The 19,360-nt window shown below is 69.3% G+C and carries 15 protein-coding genes; 7 read left to right on the plus strand and 8 right to left on the minus strand.

What is annotated here, in order from left to right; all coding sequences use genetic code 11:
• The first annotated feature begins 70 nt into the window (after positions 1 to 70).
• Positions 71 to 4,120, plus strand: a complete 4,050-nt coding sequence (gene hrpA / locus QNM97_RS12470) for an ATP-dependent RNA helicase HrpA (protein WP_283822966.1) — start codon at positions 71 to 73, stop codon at positions 4,118 to 4,120.
• Here the strand turns inward: hrpA and nrdR are convergent.
• Positions 4,094 to 4,600: a transcriptional regulator NrdR gene (gene nrdR / locus QNM97_RS12475; RefSeq protein ID WP_208791009.1), complete on the minus strand. Its 507-nt coding sequence runs from the start codon at positions 4,598 to 4,600 to the stop codon at positions 4,094 to 4,096. The two genes, hrpA and nrdR, sit on opposite strands and share 27 nt — an antisense overlap.
• Before the next feature lie 58 nt (positions 4,601 to 4,658).
• Positions 4,659 to 5,285, minus strand: coding sequence for a LysM peptidoglycan-binding domain-containing protein (locus tag QNM97_RS12480; protein ID WP_283822967.1), 627 nt, complete (start codon positions 5,283 to 5,285; stop codon positions 4,659 to 4,661).
• Between the two features lie 208 nt (positions 5,286 to 5,493).
• Here QNM97_RS12480 and lexA point away from each other — a divergent pair, with 208 nt between their 5' ends.
• Positions 5,494 to 6,234: a transcriptional repressor LexA gene (gene lexA, locus QNM97_RS12485; RefSeq protein ID WP_208791007.1), complete on the plus strand. Its 741-nt coding sequence runs from the start codon at positions 5,494 to 5,496 to the stop codon at positions 6,232 to 6,234.
• A gap of 37 nt (positions 6,235 to 6,271) precedes the next feature.
• Here the strand turns inward: lexA and QNM97_RS12490 are convergent, their stop codons facing one another.
• Positions 6,272 to 7,996 carry a putative PEP-binding protein gene (locus tag QNM97_RS12490; protein WP_283822968.1) on the minus strand — a complete coding sequence of 575 codons (1,725 nt, stop codon included), beginning with the start codon at positions 7,994 to 7,996 and terminating at the stop codon, positions 6,272 to 6,274.
• A gap of 285 nt (positions 7,997 to 8,281) precedes the next feature.
• Here QNM97_RS12490 and QNM97_RS12495 point away from each other — a divergent pair, with 285 nt between their 5' ends.
• The 4 genes from QNM97_RS12495 (at position 8,282) to QNM97_RS12510 (ending at position 12,603) form a co-directional block, all read left to right on the plus strand.
• On the plus strand, positions 8,282 to 9,052 hold the full coding sequence (locus tag QNM97_RS12495; RefSeq protein ID WP_208791005.1) for a DeoR/GlpR family DNA-binding transcription regulator: 771 nt from the start codon (positions 8,282 to 8,284) through the stop codon (positions 9,050 to 9,052).
• The gene (locus QNM97_RS12500; RefSeq protein WP_283822969.1) at positions 9,049 to 10,014 is read left to right on the plus strand and encodes a 1-phosphofructokinase family hexose kinase; all 966 of its coding nucleotides are present in this window, start codon (positions 9,049 to 9,051) and stop codon (positions 10,012 to 10,014) included. The genes QNM97_RS12495 and QNM97_RS12500 overlap by 4 nt, the downstream gene beginning before the upstream one ends.
• Before the next feature lie 72 nt (positions 10,015 to 10,086).
• Positions 10,087 to 12,198, plus strand: a complete 2,112-nt coding sequence (locus QNM97_RS12505; RefSeq protein WP_283822970.1) for a PTS fructose transporter subunit IIABC — start codon at positions 10,087 to 10,089, stop codon at positions 12,196 to 12,198.
• 144 nt (positions 12,199 to 12,342) lie between these two features.
• Entirely contained in the window at positions 12,343 to 12,603 is a 261-nt protein-coding gene (locus QNM97_RS12510; protein ID WP_006371172.1) for an HPr family phosphocarrier protein, read from the plus strand.
• 149 nt (positions 12,604 to 12,752) lie between these two features.
• Here QNM97_RS12510 and QNM97_RS12515 read toward each other — a convergent pair whose 3' ends face one another.
• A complete protein-coding gene (locus tag QNM97_RS12515) occupies positions 12,753 to 13,511 on the minus strand; it encodes an AraC family transcriptional regulator (RefSeq protein ID WP_283822971.1) in 759 nt (252 codons plus the stop codon).
• 134 nt (positions 13,512 to 13,645) lie between these two features.
• Between QNM97_RS12515 and QNM97_RS12520 the strand changes: the two genes are divergently transcribed.
• Positions 13,646 to 14,785, plus strand: coding sequence for an MFS transporter (locus QNM97_RS12520; protein WP_283823183.1), 1,140 nt, complete (start codon positions 13,646 to 13,648; stop codon positions 14,783 to 14,785).
• 30 nt (positions 14,786 to 14,815) lie between these two features.
• On the opposite strand, the gene hflX is transcribed toward QNM97_RS12520, so the two are convergent.
• From hflX to QNM97_RS12540, 4 genes are all read right to left on the minus strand, one after another.
• A complete protein-coding gene (gene hflX, locus QNM97_RS12525; RefSeq protein ID WP_283822972.1) occupies positions 14,816 to 16,327 on the minus strand; it encodes a GTPase HflX in 1,512 nt (503 codons plus the stop codon).
• 105 nt (positions 16,328 to 16,432) lie between these two features.
• Complete coding sequence (gene dapF / locus QNM97_RS12530) at positions 16,433 to 17,353, minus strand: diaminopimelate epimerase (protein WP_283822973.1); 921 nt, start codon at positions 17,351 to 17,353, stop codon at positions 16,433 to 16,435.
• Positions 17,350 to 18,279, minus strand: a complete 930-nt coding sequence (gene miaA, locus QNM97_RS12535; RefSeq protein ID WP_283822974.1) for a tRNA (adenosine(37)-N6)-dimethylallyltransferase MiaA — start codon at positions 18,277 to 18,279, stop codon at positions 17,350 to 17,352. Before miaA ends, dapF begins: the two co-directional genes overlap by 4 nt.
• The gene (locus QNM97_RS12540; RefSeq protein ID WP_283822975.1) at positions 18,276 to 19,319 is read right to left on the minus strand and encodes a class III extradiol ring-cleavage dioxygenase family protein; all 1,044 of its coding nucleotides are present in this window, start codon (positions 19,317 to 19,319) and stop codon (positions 18,276 to 18,278) included. Before QNM97_RS12540 ends, miaA begins: the two co-directional genes overlap by 4 nt.
• Positions 19,320 to 19,360 lie beyond the last annotated feature (41 nt).

Consider the following 19,360-nt stretch of genomic DNA (forward strand, 5'->3'; position numbering starts at 1 on the left):
GTCGCGGGGGCGGGCAAGAGCCGGTGCGATCCGGCCCACTCCAGCCCCACCCCATATCCTGGAAGGCATCATGTCCTCCTCCCCTGCCCGCTCCACCGCTCACCCGGAGGGCGTCGATCGTCACGAACTGCGCGAGCGCATCGCTCGGCTGAGCATCGTCGACGAGCACTCGTTGCGCCGCAGGCTGGACAAACTCGGTCTCGACAAACGCGGCGCAACTCCCTCGCCCGAACGCCTGCACGGCCTGCTCCGTGCGATCGAGGGCGCCGAGAAGCGGATCGCCGCCAGACGTGCAGCGGTCCCGGTCCTCGAATATCCACCGGAGCTTCCCGTCTCGTCGGCCCGCGACGAGATCGCCGCGGCGATCGCCGAGCATCAGGTGGTCGTCGTCGCCGGGGAGACCGGGTCGGGTAAGACCACCCAGTTACCCAAGATCTGCCTGGAACTGGGTCGTGGTGTGCGGGGAGCGATCGGGCACACGCAACCGCGCCGCATCGCGGCCAGTTCGGTGGCACGCCGGATCGCCGACGAGACGGGCACCCACATCGGTGAGGCCATCGGCTATTCCGTGCGGTTCTCCGATCGCTCCGGAGCCGACACGCTCGTCAAGGTGATGACCGACGGCATCCTGCTGCGGGAGATCTCCTCGGACCCGATGCTGCGGCACTACGACACGATCATCGTCGACGAGGCCCATGAACGCAGCCTCAACATCGACTTCATCCTCGGCTATCTGCGCCGCCTGCTGCCCCGTCGCCCCGACCTGAAGGTCATCATCACCTCGGCGACCATCGAACCCGGGCGCTTCGCACGGCATTTCGCCACCGCGGACACCGAGGTGCCGATCCTCGAGGTGTCGGGGCGCACCTATCCGGTCGAGGTGCGCTATCGCCCGCTCACGCTGCGGGAGAATCCGGACTCCGGCGACGACACCGGTGGCGGCGAGCACGCCGATCTCGACCTGTTCGAGGGGATCGACGCCGCGATCGGCGAATTGTGGGGCGCACACGGTCGGGGGGACATCCTGGTGTTCCTGCCCACCGAACGCGACATCAGAGAGGCTGCGGCGACGCTGTCGCGTCGTGTCGCCGCGGGCGCCGAGGTGGTCCCGCTGTTCGCGCGGTTGTCCATCGCCGATCAGCAGAAGGTGTTCTCGCCGTCGGACGGCCGTCGAATCGTGTTGGCCACCAACGTGGCCGAGACATCGCTGACGGTGCCGGGGATCCGGTACGTCATCGATTCGGGGACCGCGCGCATCTCCCGGTATTCGACCCGCACCAAGGTGCTCCGGCTCCCGATCGAACCCATCTCGCAGGCCAGCGCCCGCCAGCGTGCCGGGCGGTGTGGTCGCGTCGCGCCCGGCGTGTGCATCCGGCTGTACTCCGAGACCGACTTCGACGCGCGCCCCGCCTTCACCGATCCGGAGATCCTGCGCACCAACCTCGCGTCGGTGATCCTGCAGATGACGGCGCTGCGCCTCGGCGACATCGCCGACTTCCCGTTCGTGCAGCCACCCGACGCCCGCGCGATCCGCGACGGCATGGCCGTTCTGAGTGAACTCGGCGCGATCACCACCGGCGGCCAGAAGTCGCGCGGCACAGCGCGATCGGACGCCGGCACAGGGCGGTCGGACTCCGGCACAGCCCGATCGGACTCGGGCACGGCGCGGTCGGACTCGGGCACGGCGCCCCGGCTGACGCCGGTCGGCGCGACCATGGCACGCATACCGGTCGATCCGCGGATCGCCCGCATGCTCGTCGGCGCCCGCGACGAGGGATGTCTGGAGCACGTCCTGGTCATTGCTGCGGCATTGTCGTTGCCCGATGTCCGTGAGCGACCGGCCGAGCACCGGGAGGCCGCCGACGCCTCACACCGTCGCTTTGCGGTCCCGGGCTCGGATTTCCTCGCCTACCCCACCCTGTGGGCCTATCTGCAGGAGAAGCGCACGGAGCTGTCGGGCAACCAGTTCCGGCGGATGTGCGAACGAGAGTTCCTGCATTATCTGCGAATCCGGGAATGGCAGGACCTGCATCGGCAGTTGCGCGGCATCGTCACCGACCTCGACTGGGAGACACCACGCACCGAGATCGACGCCGATGCGATCCATCGCGCGATCCTTGCCGGGCTACTCGGCAACATCGCCGCCCGCAGCGCCGAGGGCCGCGAGTACACCGGAGCCCGCAACACCACGCTGATGATCTTCCCCGGCTCGTCGGTCGCCAAGAAACCGCCCTCGTTCCTCATGGCCGCCGAGATCATCGAGACGTCCCGGCTTTTCGCGCACACCGTGGCCGGGGTGGACCCGCTGTGGGTGGAACGGTTGGCCGGCGATCTGGTCAAACGCACCTACAGCGAGCCGCACTGGTCGTCGCGGCGCGGTGCGGCGATGGCCTACGAGCGCGTCACCCTCTACGGGGTCACCCTTGTCGCTCGACGCCGGGTCACCTATGGTCCGATCGAACCCGAGGTCTCCCGCGAGTTGTTCGTCCGTCATGCGCTGGTCGAGGGCGACTGGAAGACCGATCACGAGTTCTTCCACCGGAATCGGCGGTTGCTCAGCGATGCCGCCGATGTCGAGCACCGTGCCCGGCGGCGCGATGTGGTGATCTCCGAGGAGCAACTCTTCGAGTTCTACGATCAGCACATTCCCGCCGAGGTGACCTCGGCGCGGCACTTCGACTCATGGTGGAAGAAGGCGCGGTCGGCGCAACCGGATCTCCTCGACCTCACCGCGGCCGATGTGGCGGCCGACGTCGCCGTCGCCGACACCGACTATCCGGGTGTCTGGCAGCAGGGCCAGACCCGCCTGGAGTTGCGGTATCGTTTCGAGCCCGGCGCGGCCGACGACGGCGTCACCGTGGTCATCCCGAAAGATCTTCTGCCCCACGTACGCAACGCCGGCTTCGACTGGCTGGTCCCGGGGATGCGCTCGGAGTTGGCGACCGAACTCGTCAAGACCCTGCCCAAATCGCTGCGCAAGACGATGACACCGGCCCAACGTTTCGCCGATCTGGCGCTGTCACGGCTGACCCCGCGCTCGGAGCCGCTGATCCGCGGTCTGGCACGGGAGTTGTCGACCATCACCCGTCACTCGGTCTCCCCCGCCGACTTCGACCCCGACCGACTGCCGGCGCATCTGCGGATCCACTTCGCGGTCATCGACGACAAGGGCGAGATCCTCACCCGTACTTCATCGTTCGCCGAGCTCTCGGAACCGACACCCGCCGCCGCCACGCAGACGGCCACGCCGGTGTACACCACGTGGACCGACGAGGGCATCGGAACACTCCCGTCGAGCGAGTCCGCCGATGTCGCCGGCCAGACGATCACCCGATACCCGACTCTGCACGTGACCCGCCGCACCGGCCACCCCGACGGGGTCACGGTGGCCCGGGCGGCGACGACGGCCGAGGCCACCAACGCCCTGGCGGCCGGGGTGATCGTGTTGCTGGAGAACGCGTTTCCCTCACTGAGCCCGAAGGCTGCCGCCGGACTCGACCCCGCTGGTCGAATCGCGTTGAGCCAGAGCCCCTATCGGGAGTCGGCGCGGTTGTTCGGCGATTGCACACGCCGAGCGATCCGTGATCTCGTGGACGCCGACGAGCTGAGTACCGTACGTTCCCCCCAGGCGTTCGCCGCGCTCGCTCAGCGGTTGCGACCAGCGGTGACCGATGCCGCTCCGGAGTATCTGCGCCTCGCGGTCGACGTGCTGCGGGAATTGGTGGCATTGCGCGGGGTGATCGACACCTATTCGGGACAACTCGCCGCCGACGACGTCGCCGAACAGCTCGACCATCTGGTGTTCGACGGCTTCGTCGCCGCCACCCCACGTGAGCATCTGGCGCAGGTGCCCCGCTATCTCCACGCCGCGCGTGAACGGCTTGAGCATCTGCCGGCATCTGCCGCGCGGGATCGCGCCGGGATGCAGGCGCTGGATCGGGTGGTGGAGCGCTGGAATCAGCGGCTCGCGCAAGTGCCCGACGGCAGGCGGGATGCGGTCAACGACCAGGCGCACTGGCTGGTCGAGGAGTTGCGGGTCGGTCTGTTCGCGCAACGACTGGGCACGCGGTACCCGGTCTCGGAAAAGCGGGCGCTACGGACTCTGGACGGACTCGGCTGACACTGCGCCGGACGCAGGAGTGGTCCGGTCGTGGGTCAGATTGCCCTGCAGGTCGTCGATCTCGCGCTGGAAATCCTCGAGGGAATCGAAGGAGCGGTATACCGACGCGAATCGCAGGTAGGCGACCTCATCGAGGTCGCGTAAAGGTTTGAGGATCGCCAATCCGACTTCGTTGCTGGGGATCTCGGCCACCCCGGAGGCCCGGACGGTCTCCTCGACCTGCTGGGCGAGCTGCGCGAGATCGTCCTCGTCGACCTGACGGCCCTGACACGCGCGCCGGACCCCACGCATCACTTTCTCCCGGCTGAACGGCTCGGTGACGCCGTTGCGTTTGACGACGGCGAGGACGGCGGTCTCCACCGTCGAGAACCGGCGACCGCATGCACTGCAGGAGCGGCGCCGGCGGATCGCCTGCCCCTCGTCGGCAACTCGGGAGTCGATGACCTTGGTGTCATCATTCCTGCAGAACGGGCAGCGCATACACCGACAATACCGCCCCACAGCGGCGGAATTACCGTGTGATCGTCCGCCCCTGACGTCACCGGTAGGCAGGCACGAGCAGCGCCTGCCCGACCTGCAGCCCGCTGCCCGTCATCTCGTTCATCTTCGTGATCTCCTCGATGACGGCCTGCCGCGGGAGATCGGGGGCCACCCGCGCCGCGACGGAGTTCAACGACTCCCCCGCTCGCACGTGCACGACCTCGGTCGCCGTGGGCGTCGGGGTGGTCGACTGCTGGTAATCGCTGCCGGCCACGGCCACCAGCCAGACCAGCAGTGCCAGGGCGACGCCGGTGAGCACAGCCACCATCGCACCGGTCCGACGGGCGGTGAGATGCGCGGTGACACGCGGGCCGACCGGCGAGGAGCAGCGGGTACCCGCAACCAGCGGAGCGCGGCGTACACCGGGCCGGGCCGGGCCCGCATACGCCGGTCGCCTGCGTGCCGGCTCGCGCTCGAGCGTGCGCCGTTCCGGGAGACGGCGTTCCGGGAGACTGCGTTCCGGGAGACTGGGCTCCGACGACCGGTGTTCGAGCACGCGGTGTTCGACGGTCGCGCGGGCCGGCATCGATGTCCTGCGGCGGGCGGCGGTGTGGTGGGCCGTCCGACGGGACCGAACCTGCAGGTCGTCGGCGCCCGGTGTGGTGGGCAGAAGTACGGTCGGCATGGTGTCTCCCTGTCTCGATCATGCATTCGAAGAACGGATGTTCGAGTTCTACCACGAGGCTCCGACAATTTCTCGCGACACGTCGAACACATGTTTGAGGTTGCCTGTCGCCTCGGCTACCCTGGCCGGTGTTCAGCTCTCCACAGGGCCCGTCAACCAGGGCGTACTCCGGCAGGACGTGCGCACCGACCGAAAGGATGCGAACCCCATGAGTGAGAAGAAGGGCCGTTCGTCCGACCCCGAGGCGACCACCGTCACCGACTCGGACGACTCCGACGAGACCGTCGCGACCGGCCCGATCGATCCGGCGGCCGTCGAGGCCGCGCTCACCCCACGCCAGAAGGGCGTGCTCGACGTGATCCGCAAGTCCGTGCGCGAGCGGGGATATCCGCCGAGCATTCGCGAGATCGGCGACGCCGTCGGCCTGGCGTCGACCTCATCGGTCGCACACCAGCTGCGGACCCTCGAGCGCAAGGGTCTGCTCAAACGCGACCACAACCGGCCCCGTGCGGTGAACGTCCAGGACGGCGATCCCACACCCACCGACGACAATCCGAATGCGTCGAATCTCCCCACGCCGACGTTCGTGCCGGTCCTGGGGCGCATCGCGGCCGGCGGACCGATCCTGGCCGAGGAGGCCGTCGAGGACGTCTTCCCGCTGCCGCGTGAACTCGTGGGCGACGGGTCGCTGTTCCTGTTGCGCGTCGTCGGCGAGTCGATGATCGACGCGGCCATCTGCGACGGCGACTGGGTGGTCGTACGGCAGCAGAACGTCGCCGACAACGGCGACATCGTCGCAGCGATGATCGACGGCGAGGCGACGGTCAAGACCTTCAAGCGCAAGGACGGTCATGTGTGGCTGATGCCGCACAACGACCTGTTCGAGCCCATCCCCGGCGACGACGCCGCGATCCTGGGCAAGGTCGTCACGGTGATGCGCCGCATCTGAGCGGAGTCACCCGCGCCGGACCGTTCGGTCGGATCGCTCAGCCGCGCAACGCTTCGGCTGCCGCGGTACGCGCATCGGCCGGTGATGCGGTGGCCAGTGCGGCACGGGCGGCGGAGCGACACGCCTCGAGGTCGACCTCGGCGAGCTTCGCCCCCACCGCGGGCGCCGCGGCCGGGGCACTCGACAGCGAGGTGACGCCGAGTCCGACGAGAACACACGCGAGCAGCGGGTCGGCGGCGGCCTCGCCGCACACCCCCACCGGGGTCTCGCTGCGGGTGCCGGCCTCGGCGACACCGGCGATCAGCGAGAGCACGGCAGGCTGCCACGGGTCGGTGAGCCCGGCGAGTTCGGCCGACATCCGGTCGGCGGCCATCGTGTACTGCGTCAGGTCGTTGGTGCCGATCGAGACGAAGTCGACCTCGGCGAGGATGGACGGTGCGAGGATCGCCGCCGACGGGATCTCGATCATCACCCCTGCCACGAGCCCGCGGCCGCGGACCTCGGCGGCGAATTCGGCGGCTTCGGCGGCCGAGGCGATCATCGGCGCCATCACCCAGGGCGTGGTCCCGGTCTCCTGCGCGGCGCGGGCGATCGCGTCGAGTTGTCCGGCACGGATCTCGGGATGTGTCGCGGCGATCCGGTTGCCCCGTACCCCCAGTGCGGGATTCGCCTCGGTGCCGTGATCGACGAATTTCAGTGGCTTGTCCGAGCCGGCATCCAGGGTCCGGACGACGACCTTCTTGCCGTCGAAAGCCTCGATGACCTCGCGATAGAGCGCTGCCTGCTCCTGCACCGACGGCTCGTCGGCCCGATCGAGGAAGGCGAGTTCGGTGCGGAACAGACCCACCCCCTCGACGGGGTACGCCGTGGCCGCGCGCGCCGAGACGCCGTCGGCGACGTTGGCCAGGATGGCCACCTCCACGCCGTCGGCGGTGCGTCCGGGCCCGCTCCATCCCGCGATCGCCTCCGCCTCCCGGCGGCTCTGCTCCACCTCGTCCTTGGCGCGCTCCGGATCAGGTTGGACGACAACGGTTCCCGCCGTCCCATCGACGAGCACAGGTGTGCCCGCGGGTACCTCGTCGAGACCGGCGACCGCCACCACGCACGGAATCCCGAGTTGGCGGGCGATGATCGCGGTGTGACTGGTCGGGCCGCCGAGCCGGGTGGCCAGCGCGGTGATCAGTTTCGGGTCGAGGCCGGCGGTGTCGGCGGGCGCGAGGTCGTCGGCGAGGAGCACCGACGGTTCGTCGGGCACGGGGCCCCCCGGTTCGGGTTCGCCGAGCACCTCGGCCACCACCCGATCGCGGACGTCGTTGAGGTCGGTGATGCGCTCGGCCATGATCCCGCCGAGTTTGGCGAACATCGCGGCGAACTGTTCGGTGGCCGCGGCGGCCGCGGCCGGGGCCGGGGTGCCGTCGGCGATCAGCTTGGCAACCGTCCCGATCCATCCCCGATCCTCGGCGAGGCCCGCGGTGGCGATCAGGACCTCGGCGGCGGCGCCCGAGGCGTGCGATGCGCGCTCACGCAGTCGCGCGGCGACCACGGCGGCGGCATCGGCGAAGCGGGCCTTCTCGGCTTCACGGTCGGCCTCGGCCACCACGTGTGAGCCGGGATCGGCGGACGCGACGCTCACCCGCTCGCCCGGGCGGACGACCGGCCCGTAGGCCTTGCCGCCGACGACGGGCGTCCCGTGCAGCGTGGTGTCGGCATCCGACGCACTGCTCTCGGTCTGCGTGTGCTGGGGGCGAACCTGTTGATCCACGGTTCCGGCCTTTCCTCGTCCTTCAGTGATGCGGTTGTTCGGTGATGCGGTCGTTCGGTGGTGCGGGTGTTCGGTGATGCAGGTCGTACCGGTCGAGCGGTCGTTCTGTGTGATCCGACCAGGCGTCCGATGGATGTGAAACACCGGTACGTCACCACCTCTTGTGATCGAAGTTACAAGAAATCCTTGACTTGTCAACACAAACAGGCGTAAACACAGATACATCAACACCGAGTCCCACAGAAACCCACATGGGGTCGGTGGTCGGAAAGAGATCGGAGAGACGTGTACGCGGAAGAACGACAGCAGGCGATCGCCGAGCTGGTCCGCTCGAAGGGCCGTGCCTCGGTGAGCGCGCTCGCCGAGCGCTTCGAGGTCACCAGCGAGACGGTGCGACGCGATCTGGCGAGCCTGGAACGCGCCGGCCATCTGCAGCGCGTACACGGTGGCGCGGTTCGTCCCGGCCTGGTCCAGATCGTCGACGAGCAGGGCATCGGCGAGCGCGAGGCCAGCCATGCCGATCAGAAGGTGGCGATCGGCCGTGCGGCGATGCGTTTCCTGCCGCCCGACGGCGGCTCGCTCGCGCTCGACGCCGGCACCACCACCTACCAGGCCGCACTCAACATCCCCACCGACCGACGCCTGAGCGTGGTCACCAGCAGCCTGCCCCTGGCCACGCTTCTTGCCGAACATCCCAGCGCCACACTGCATCTGGTGGGCGGACGAGTCCGTAGTCTGACGCAGGCCGCGGTTGGCGCCGAGACGGTGTCCCGACTCCGGCAGTTCCGCTCGACGGTCGCCTTCATCGGCACCAACGGGGTCAGCGAGGGGCTTGGTCTGTCCACACCGGACCCCGACGAGGCGGCGGTGAAGTCGGCACTGGTGCGCTCGGCGCAACGGGTGATCGTGCTCGCCGACTCCTCGAAGATGAATCGAGAGGATTTCGCCGGTTTCGCCGATCTCGACGACGTCGATGTCCTCATCACCGACGCCGGTATCGATCCCACCTTCTCCGCGGTGCTCTCCGCGCGCGGCATCGAGGTCGTGATCGCATGATCCTCACCGTCACCGCCAACCCAAGCCTCGACCGCACCCTGGAGATCGCCGGCCCCCTCCAACGCGGCGAGGTACAACGCACCGTCGGTGTCCGCGCCGAGCCGGGCGGCAAGGGCGTCAACGTTTCCCGCGTCATCGCCGAGGCGGGCCTGACCACCCTCGCGGTCCTGCCGGCACGCAACGGCGATCCGCTGCTGACCGCGTTGGACCAGGTCGGACTCCGCCACGAGGCCCTCGCCGTGCCCGGTGAGGTGCGGTCGAACATCACCATCGCCGAACCCGACGGCACCACGACCAAGATCAACGCCTCCGGTCAATTCCTCGACGACCGTCAGGTGCGTGCGCTGACCGATCTCGTGTTGGCCCGCGCGGCCGGCGCCGACTGGGTGGCCCTATGCGGATCACTGCCACCGGGTGTTGCCGACGACTGGTATCGCGTGCTCGCCGACCAACTCATCGCGCGCGGACACCGGGTCGCCATCGACACCTCGGGCGCTCCCCTGTCGGCGGCGGTGACCGGACGCGTCGACCTGATCAAGCCCAACGAGTACGAACTCGCCGAGGTCAGCGGTGCCGATCCGGAGATCCTGCGTCGCGCCGCCACCGAGGGTGATCTGTCGCCCATCGTCTCGGCGTCGGCCGACATGGCGCACCGCATCGGCGGCGCCGTGCTGGCCACCCTCGGCGCGGCCGGCGCACTGCTGACCACCGAGTCCGGTAGCTGGTTCGCCACGCCGCCGCCGATCGTCCCGCGCAGCACCGTCGGCGCAGGCGACTCCTCGCTGGCCGGCTACCTGATCGCCGAGACCCGGGGCGCCGACGAGCCCGGACGGTTGCGCAGCGCGGTTGCCTACGGCGCCGCGGCGGCCGCACTCGCCGGCACCCAGCCTCCCCGCCCCGACCACCTCGATCCCGACCATGTCGTGATCACCGATCTCGCCGGAGCCGCCCCCACCCCATGACACACCACCCGTGACCCAGAACCAGACCTCCACCATCAACACCCCCACCAGGACAGAGCAGTAAGGAAACCCATGTCCGAGCAGATCATCACCGCAGCCACGGTGAATCTCGACGTCGACGCAGGCGACGACCCGTCGGCGGTGATCAATCACCTCGCCGAGAACCTCGGCGAAGCCGGTCGCACCAGCGAACCCGCCGACCTCGCGCGCGCCGCGCTCGCCCGAGAAGCCAAGTCGGCCACCGGCCTACCCGGCGGGATCGCCATCCCCCACGCCCGCGCCGCATCGGTGTCGCAGGCGAGCCTGGCGATGGCGCGGCTGTCGAAGAAGGTCGACTTCGGCGCCCCCGACGGTCCGGCCGACATCGTCTTCCTCATCGCCGCCCCTGAGGGCGGTGCCTCCGAGCACATGAAACTGCTCAGCTCGCTCGCTCGTGCGCTGGTGCGTCCCGACTTCGTCGCCTCGTTGCGGGCAGCGCGCACCGACGACGAGATCGTCGACCTCGTCGACGGTGCGATCAATCCGCCCGCGGCCGCCTCGAGCACCGCCGCGGCCGCGAGCACCGAGAAGGTGGCAACGCAGAAGGTGGCGACCGACAAGGTGACCACCCAGAAGTCCCCTCCGGCCGACTCGTCGACCCCGGACGCACCGACGAGCGACACGCCGATGTCGATCGTCGCGATCACCGCGTGCCCCACCGGGATCGCCCACACCTACATGGCCGCCGACGCGCTGAAGTACGCCGCCGAGCGCGCCGGTGTCGACTTCCACGTCGAGCCCCAGGGGTCCTCGGGAACCACCCCGTTCACCCCGGACGTCATCGCCGGCGCCGACGCCGTCATCTTCGCCACCGACGTCGGCGTCAAGGGCAAGAGCCGGTTCCACGGCAAGCCGGTCATCGAGTCCGGTGTCAAGCGCGCCATCAACGAGCCCGACGCGATGATCGCCGAAGCGCTTGCGGCAGCGAAGAATCCGCACGCGGCGGTGGTGCGCGCCGGCGACGGCGACAGTGCCGCCGCCGGTGCCACGGAGAAGGGCGGGCTGAGCCTGGGCAAGCAGGTTCAGCAGGCCCTGATGACCGGCGTCAGCTACATGATCCCGTTCGTCGCCGCGGGCGGTCTGCTGATCGCCCTCGGATTCCTGTTGGCCGGCTACCAGATCGCCAACAAGAACATCGACAAGACGATGAGCGACGGTGCCTACATCGCGCTGCACAACACGCTCTGGAATCTCCCGGCAGGAGGACTCGGCACCTATCTGGGGGCGGTGAGCTTCGCGATCGGCTCCCTGGCGATGGGCATGCTGGTCCCGGCGTTGGCCGGGTACATCTCGTTCGCGATCGCCGACCGGCCCGGTATCGCTCCCGGCTTCGTCGCCGGCCTGGTGTCGGTGGCCGTCGGTGCCAGTTTCATCGGCGGCCTGATCGGCGGCCTCGCGGCCGGCGTCGTCTGCCTGGCGATCTCGCGACTTCCGTTGCCGCAGTGGGCGCGTGGCCTGATGCCGGTGGTGATCATCCCGCTCTTCGGCAGCCTCGTCATCGGTGCGGTGATGTTCATGTTCCTCGGCAGGCCGCTGGCGTGGCTCACCACCGAGATGAACAACGGCCTCAGCAGCATGACCGGTGGTTCGGCGATCATCCTGGGCATCGTGTTGGGCCTGATGATGTGCTTCGACCTCGGCGGCCCGGTGAACAAGGCGGCCTATCTGTTCGCCACCACCGGCCTCGCGGTCGGCGGCTCGGCGCAGCTGGAGATCATGGCCGCGGTCATGTGTGCCGGTATGGTCCCCCCGCTGGCGATGGCCCTGGCCTCCACGGTCCTGCGTCCGCAGCTGTTCACCGAACCCGAGCGTGAGAACGGCAAGGCCGCTTGGCTTCTCGGCGCCTCGTTCATCTCCGAGGGGGCCATCCCGTTCGCCGCGACCGATCCGCTGCGGGTGATCCCGTCGATGATGGCCGGCGGTGCCCTGTCCGGCGCGCTGATCATGGCGCTCGGTGTCGAACTGCGCGCCCCGCACGGCGGTGTGTTCGTCTTCTTCGCCATGAACGCCTGGTGGTGGTTCCTCGTCGCCCTCGCCGCGGGCACCGTTCTCTCGGCGCTGTGCGTCATCGCCGCCAAGCAGTGGGGCCGCAACCGCGACCGCACCGCCGTCGCGACCACCCCGCGGGAGGCCGTCCCCGCCTGATGGCGCGGTTCGCCCACCTCGACCGACCGCCGCGGGCACAATCGAAGGTCACGCCCGCGCGCGGTCCGTCCCCCACCACCGATCCCGTCTGAATCGATCCCCGTCCCACCAGATCCATCCGAACAGGTCAAGGAGAAACCCATCATGCCCAGCACCACCGTCGCCGTCGGCTCCGCCGTCGGACTGCACGCCCGCCCCGCGACGATCATCGCCGAGGCCGCAGCCGATGCCGGCGGCCTGATCACCCTGGCCGTCGAGGGCGGCGAGCCGGTCGACGCCGGATCGGCGCTGATGATCATGACGCTCGGCGCCGAGAAGGGCACGAACGTGGTCGTGACCGCCGAGGACCCCGCCACCGTCGACGCGATCGCCAAGTTGGTCGCCACCGACCTCGACGCCGAGTGACCCGGTAACCGGACTCTGACAACGCCATCGGCCACCGACCCCAGCGGGTCGGTGGCCGATGGCGTTGTTGTCAACACATTGTCGCCAGAGGATTGCGCCAGAGGATTGTCGTCAAAGGGAGAGGACTGTCACCGAAGGACCCCGGCCGGTCAGGAACGCACCGGGACGGTTTCGAGCTGGTACGCGCGTGGGGTGCGGCCCGTCGCCTGCCGAAAAGCCGAGATGAACGCACTCGGGGTGGCCCACCCGCAGTCGTGGGCGGTCGCGGTGATCGAGCGTCCCTCGGCGAGCGCGATCATGGCCTGATACACCCGGATGTTGGTGCGCCACTGCGGATAGGTCACCCCCATCTCGTCGCGGAACAGGCGTGCCAGGGTGCGTTCGCCTGCACCGGCAACCGCCGCGAGCTCACTCAGCGGGCGAGGGACGGAGAGGTCGGCGAGCACCAGGTCGCAGGCACGCGCGAGCCGGTCGTCGCGTGGGGTGGGCAGCGAGACCGGATCCTGGGGCACGCTGCGCAGCTGATCGCGCAGCACGGCGCGGATCCGGGACAGTTCGTCGAGGCCGAGGGCATCGGTGGCGACGGCGATCACCAGTTCCCGCACCAACGGCGTCACCGAGATCACCGCGGGACCGTCTGCGTCGAGCACTCGTTCGGCTGCAGCGAAGCCCACCGTGTGAAACCGGCTGGTGCCGTGGAATCGGTGCTGGTGCCACGTCTCGGCGGGAATCCACACCGCACGATTCGACGACGCGACCCAGTGTCCGGCATCGGTGGCGACGGCGATCACCCCACGGCTGACGTAAATGAGCTGGTCATCGGTGTGCCGGTGACGCTCGACGATCTCGCCGGCCGCGCGCGAGGACGTCTGGGTCACCACCCGCTCATGCTGGCTGTTTCCCGACATTGATTGACAGAATATCGGAAGACTGCAACTGGTCGACGAACCACGATGGAACCATGAGTATCGAGAACACCGCCGTCGAGGCGATTCCACCGGGGTCACATCGACCTGCCGACTCGGGATCGGCATGGCAGCGTATGCGAATCTGGGCCACCGCCCATGCGGTCGACGACTTCTACCAGGGCCTGGTACCGGCCGCCGTACCGTTCTTCGTGCTGGAGCGGCACTACTCCTATGTGGGCGCCTCGGGTCTCGCGCTCGCCGCCACACTCGGCAGCGCACTGCCACAGGTTCTGATCGGGTTGCTGGCCGACCGCCATCGGCTGCGGTGGATGTCGCCGGTCGGGCTGGTCGTGGCCGGGTCGGGTGCCGGACTCGCGGGCCTCGCCGGCTCATATGCCCTGGTCTGGACCCTGCTGCTGATCTCCGGCTTCGGCGTGGCGATGTTCCATCCACCCGCCGGGCGCGACGCGCGGAGCGCCGCCGGCGACAGCGCGAGCGCGATGAGCCTGTTCGCCGCCGGCGGCAGCGTCGGCTTCTTCCTGGCGCCCGCCCTGGCCACCCCGGCACTCGATGCGTGGGGTGTCGGGGCAACCGCGGTGTTCATCGGCCCGGCGGTGCTGATGGGATACATCCTCTGGCGCCGTCAACGCCAGACCGCGGTACATCCCGCCGCGCGGATCGCCCACGGCGGAGTCGACCGCTGGGGCATGTTCGGCACCTTGACCGCCGTCGAAGTGGTCCGCTCGACGATCTCTTTCGGCGTCAACACCTTCATCGCGTTGTATTGGATACGACACCTCGGGGCGTCGAGTTCGATTGCGGGACTTGCCCTCACGCTGCAGTTGGTGGGCGGGGTGTTCGGCACGCTGGCCGGCGGGCGGCTCGGCGACCGGGTCGGGATGGTGCGCACCGTGCAGATCGGCAACATCACGCTGATCCCCACCTTGTTCGCCATGCTGGCGTGCGGCCATCAGATCGCGGCACTGCCCCTGGTCTTCGTGGTCGGCCTGGTGACCAACATCCCGTTCGCCGTGCTGGTGAAGCTGGGCCAGGACTATCTGCCCAACCGCCCCGGCACCGCGGCCGGTGTCACCCTGGGGCTCGCGGTCAGTGCCGGCGGTCTGTTCATGCCGTTGTTGGGGATGGTCGCCGACCGGTGGGGCACGCAGGCCGTGTTCGTCGTGCTCGGCTGCATCCCGGTTCTCGCACTCGCCCTGTCGAGCGGGTTGCGCGAACCGACACCCGCACCCGAGGCCGTCCGGACCGACCCATGATCAGCGTGACGCGGTCGGCACCGGCGACGGTCAGGACCGCGTGACCACGAGGTCGGCGAGCTGACCGGCGAAGGCCTGCGGCACCCGCACCGTCATGCGGGTGCCGTCGGCGGTGTGGTCGCTGGCGAGCACCTCACCCTCCTCGTGGATACGCGAGATCAGATCGCCCCGGGTATAGGGCACGGCGAGGGTCAGTTCGACGTCGGTCCGGCCGACGAATTCCCGTACCCGGTCAAACAGGTCCGGCAATCCCTCACCGGTGCGCGCCGAGACGAAGACCGCGTCGGGGGCCATCGCCCGCAATTCGGTCATCCGGGTGTGGTCGATTGCGTCGATCTTGTTGATCACGAGCAGTTCGGGCGGCGAGGACACCCCCTCCTCGGCGACGACCTCGTTGATCACCCGACGAACCGCGGCGATCTGCTCGGCGGGGAATTCGTCGCTGCCGTCGACGACGTGCAACAGCAGGTCGGCGTCGACGACCTCCTCGAGAGTGGAGCGGAAGGCTTCGACGAGTTGGGTCGGCAGGTGGCGGACGAAGCCGACGGTGTCGGTGAAGACCACCTCGCGGCCGTCGTCGAGCGTGGCCCGGCGGGTCGTCGGGTCGAGGGTCGCGAACAGGGCGTCCTGCACCAGCATGCCCGCGCCCGTCATCGCGTTGACCAACGACGACTTCCCGGCGTTGGTGTAGCCGGCGACCGTCAGCGACGGCACCGCGCTGCGGCTGCGGGCCGATCGCTTGGTCACGCGCGCCTTCTTCATGTCTCGGATCTCGCGCCGCAACTTGGCCATGCGCTCACGAATCCGGCGACGATCGGTCTCGATCTTGGTCTCACCGGGACCGCGCAGGCCGACGCCACCGTTGCTGCCGGCACGACCACCGGCCTGCCGTGACATCGACTCACCCCAGCCACGCAGGCGGGGCATCATGTACTCCATCTGGGCCAGCGACACCTGTGCCTTGCCCTCGCGGGAGGTGGCGTGTTGGGCGAAGATGTCGAGGATCAGCGCGGTCCGGTCGATGACCTTGACCTTGACGACCTTCTCCAGCGCGGTGAGCTGACCGGGGGTGAGCTCACCGTCGCAGATGACGGTGTCGGCGCCGGTGGCCAGCACGATCTCGCGCAGTTCCTCGGCCTTGCCGGACCCGATGTAGGTGCCGGGGTCGGGAGCGTTGCGCCGCTGGATGACGGCATCGAGAACCGCCGACCCGGCGGTCTCGGCCAGCGCGGCGAGCTCGGTCATCGCCGCGCGCGCCTGCGCCGAGGTGCCCTCGGTCCAGACACCGACCAGCACGACGCGTTCGAGCCGGAGCTGCCGGTACTCGACCTCGGTGATGTCGGTGAGCTCGGTCGACAGACCGGCCACGCGCTGCAGGGAGGCACGCTCGGACAATTGGAGTTCGCCGGTGGTCGGCTCGTCGGTGCGGTGACTCCCGGTGAAGCCCTGATCGTCGGTGAGGTCGGTGTCGTCGGTGACACCGATGTCCTCGGGGAGATCAGGGGTCGGGATGGGATATGCGGTGTGTGTCGTGTTGCTCATACGCCTCCCATGGTCGCATGCGGCAACGATGCAGCGCACACGAATATTTCGCGGCACCCGGCGGCGCCGACCGCCCGGCCGTCCCGGCGGCGCGCCCCGGTCGTGTCAGGAACCGTCCCATCCGGCGCGCAATGCACCGTCGGCGACCAGTTCCGACGGACCGCGCAGCCACGCGTCGTCGGCGAGGATGCGGACCTCGACCCGCCCGCCCGGCACGTCGATCACCAACTCCCCGACCCGCTCACCCCGATGGCGTAGCGCGGCCGCCGCGGCGGCGACCAAACCCGTTCCACAGCTTCGGGTTTCACCGACGCCACGTTCGAACACCCGCATCCGGGCGTGCAGACGTCCATCGACGGCCTCGGGGACGGTCAACAGTTCGACGTTGGCGCCGTGGGCGAAGACCTCGGGGTCGATCATGACACCCCGGGAGAAGTCGACGGCGGCCAGGCCGGCGGCATCGAGTTCGGGAACGACACAGGCCAGATGCGGATTGCCGACGTCGACCGCCACCCCGGGGTACAGATCGTCGCCGATGCGGACCGTCGAGGGTTCCCCCACGCTCGCCGGGCCCATCTGCACACTGACGTCGGCGCGCAGCCGGTCGAAGGAGTGCACGATGACCGGACGGGCACCGGCACGCGAGCCCACGGTGAATTCGTCGGTGGCCACCAGGCCCGACGCGCGCAGGTGATGGGCGAAGACGCGGACCCCGTTGCCGCACATCTCGGCGATCGAGCCGTCGGCGTTGCGATAGTCCATGAACCAGTCGTCGGGGCACACCTGATCCGGCAGGACCTCGAGCACCCCGGCCGCGACCAGCGCACCCGATCGGGCGACCCGCAACAGCCCGTCGGAGCCGATACCGCGTTGTCGATCGCACAGGGCGGCGACGAGATCGGCACTCAGTGCGATCTCGGCCGCGGGATCGGTGAGGATGACGAAGTCGTTCTGGGTGCCGTGACCCTTCACGAACGGCAGGCCACTCATCGATTCGGCGGCGGTGGTCGAGGCGCTGGTCGTCACCGGTCCAGGGTAGCCAGTGCCCGATCGGTGAGGTCGGCGGCCGCGGCGTCGAGCCACACGATCCGATGATCACGCCGGAACCAGGAACGCTGCCGGCGAACATAGCGCCGGGTGCCGATCACGGTCAGCTCGACAGCCCGGTCGAGGTCGTACTCGCCGTCGAGGGCGGCCAGTGTCTGTGCGTATCCGATCGCCCGGCGCGCGGTGCGCCCCTCACGCAGACCGTTCTCCGCCAGCCCGGCCACCTCGTCGACCAGGCCGTCGGCGAACATCGCCGCGGTGCGCGCGACGATCCGCTCGTCGAGGTCTGCGGTTTCTCGGTCGAGAGCGAGAATCCTTGTACCCCAGCGTGGTTCACCGATTTTCGGAGCCGACGCGGCGAACGGCTCACCGGTGAGCTCGACGACCTCGAGGGCCCGGACGATCCGGCGACCGTCGGTGTCGAGGATCGCTTCGGCCGCGGCGGGGTCGACCTCGGCGAGCTTGCGGTGCAGGGCGGCGACGCCGATCTGCGCCAGCATCTCCTCGTAACGCGCACGGACCTGCGGGTCGGTCGCCGGAAACTGCCAGTCGTCGAGCAACCCCTGGATGTAGAGCATCGATCCGCCGACGATCACCGGGGTCCGGCCTGCCGAGAGCAACTCCTCGATGTCGCGCGTGGCCGCGGCCTGATATCGCGCGACCGTCGCGACCTCGGTCACGTCGAGGACGTCGATCTGGTGATGGGTGATGCCACGACGCTGCACGACGGTGAGTTTCGCGGTCCCGATGTCCATTCCGCGGTACTGCTGCATCGCGTCGATATTGACGATCTCCCCGTCGAGGGCCTCGGCGAGATCGAGCGCGAGATCGGACTTGCCGACCGCCGTGGGACCCACCACCGCCACCGGAACCGGCACCGGCACCGGCAGACCACCGCCGGTCAAGATCGGTTCCGGTTCGGCGTCCAGCGTGCCACGACATACCCCACGCCGAACGGCGCAGCGGCATACAGGCATTCGGCGCGCAACCCGGCTGCGTCCAACCCGGCTGCGTCCAACCCAACTGCGTCCAACCCAACTGCGTCCAACCCAACTGCATCCAACCCAACTGCATCCAACCCGGGGGGATGCAGCTCGGCAGGGGTCACACCGGTGTGCGTACCCGCCGCACGGGCGACGGCCGCCGCGACCTGCCAGGCAACTCGTCCGCCGACACCCTCGGCGTGGCACTCCTCTACGTCGAGGCCGGCCAGAGCCGACAGATCCGCGGATTCGAGGGCGGCATCGATCCGCTGCTGCAACCGCACGGCCGATTCGCGCTCGCCGCCGCCCGGGGCCTTCGGCGACAGCGCGATCGCACCGTCCCCCACCACCAGCAGACCGACCGGTTCGGACACCGTCGACAGCGCCGCTGCGATCTCCTCCCCCACCGCCGCACACTGTTCGGGGCTCGCCGACGGGTCGAGCACCACCGGCGTCACGCGGTCGGCTCCCGCCTGCTCCCGCAGCCAGGCGGCGATCAGCATCGACAGCGGCAGTCGCGTCCGGTCAGCGCCGGTATCCGCCGACGGCGCCTCGGCGGTGGTATCCGCGGCGGGATCCAGGGTCACCGGCACGTCGACACCGAAACGCGCAAAGGTCCCGGTCGCGGCCACATCGGTGCGGCAGCGCGGCCGGTCGGTGCGGACGGTCGCGTCGGGTCCCGCGGCTTCCGGGGCGGTCGCCGTGTCGTCGGCGCCGACGGCGACCCATCGCGTGGCCGAGTCCACCAGCGCGGTCACCGCCGAGCGCGTCGCCTCGCGAACCGGCCGCGTGTCGTCGGCGTCGGGACCGGCGAGTTCGGGTACCAACAAGGGCGCACTCGGGACGAATACCGCGCAGGTGAACACCTGCTCGACGCTAGTCGACGGCGCGAGGCCACCGTGGACACCCCGGGCGGGCGTCGCCGGCCGGACCGCGCCGATCCGACGACGAGCGGGACCCATTGTTCCGCAGCCCACACGCGATGAACTCTGAGCTGCTTGAA

This window comes from Gordonia sp. L191 (assembly GCF_030077625.1).
Taxonomy (GTDB): Bacteria; Actinomycetota; Actinomycetes; order Mycobacteriales; family Mycobacteriaceae; genus Gordonia; species Gordonia polyisoprenivorans_A.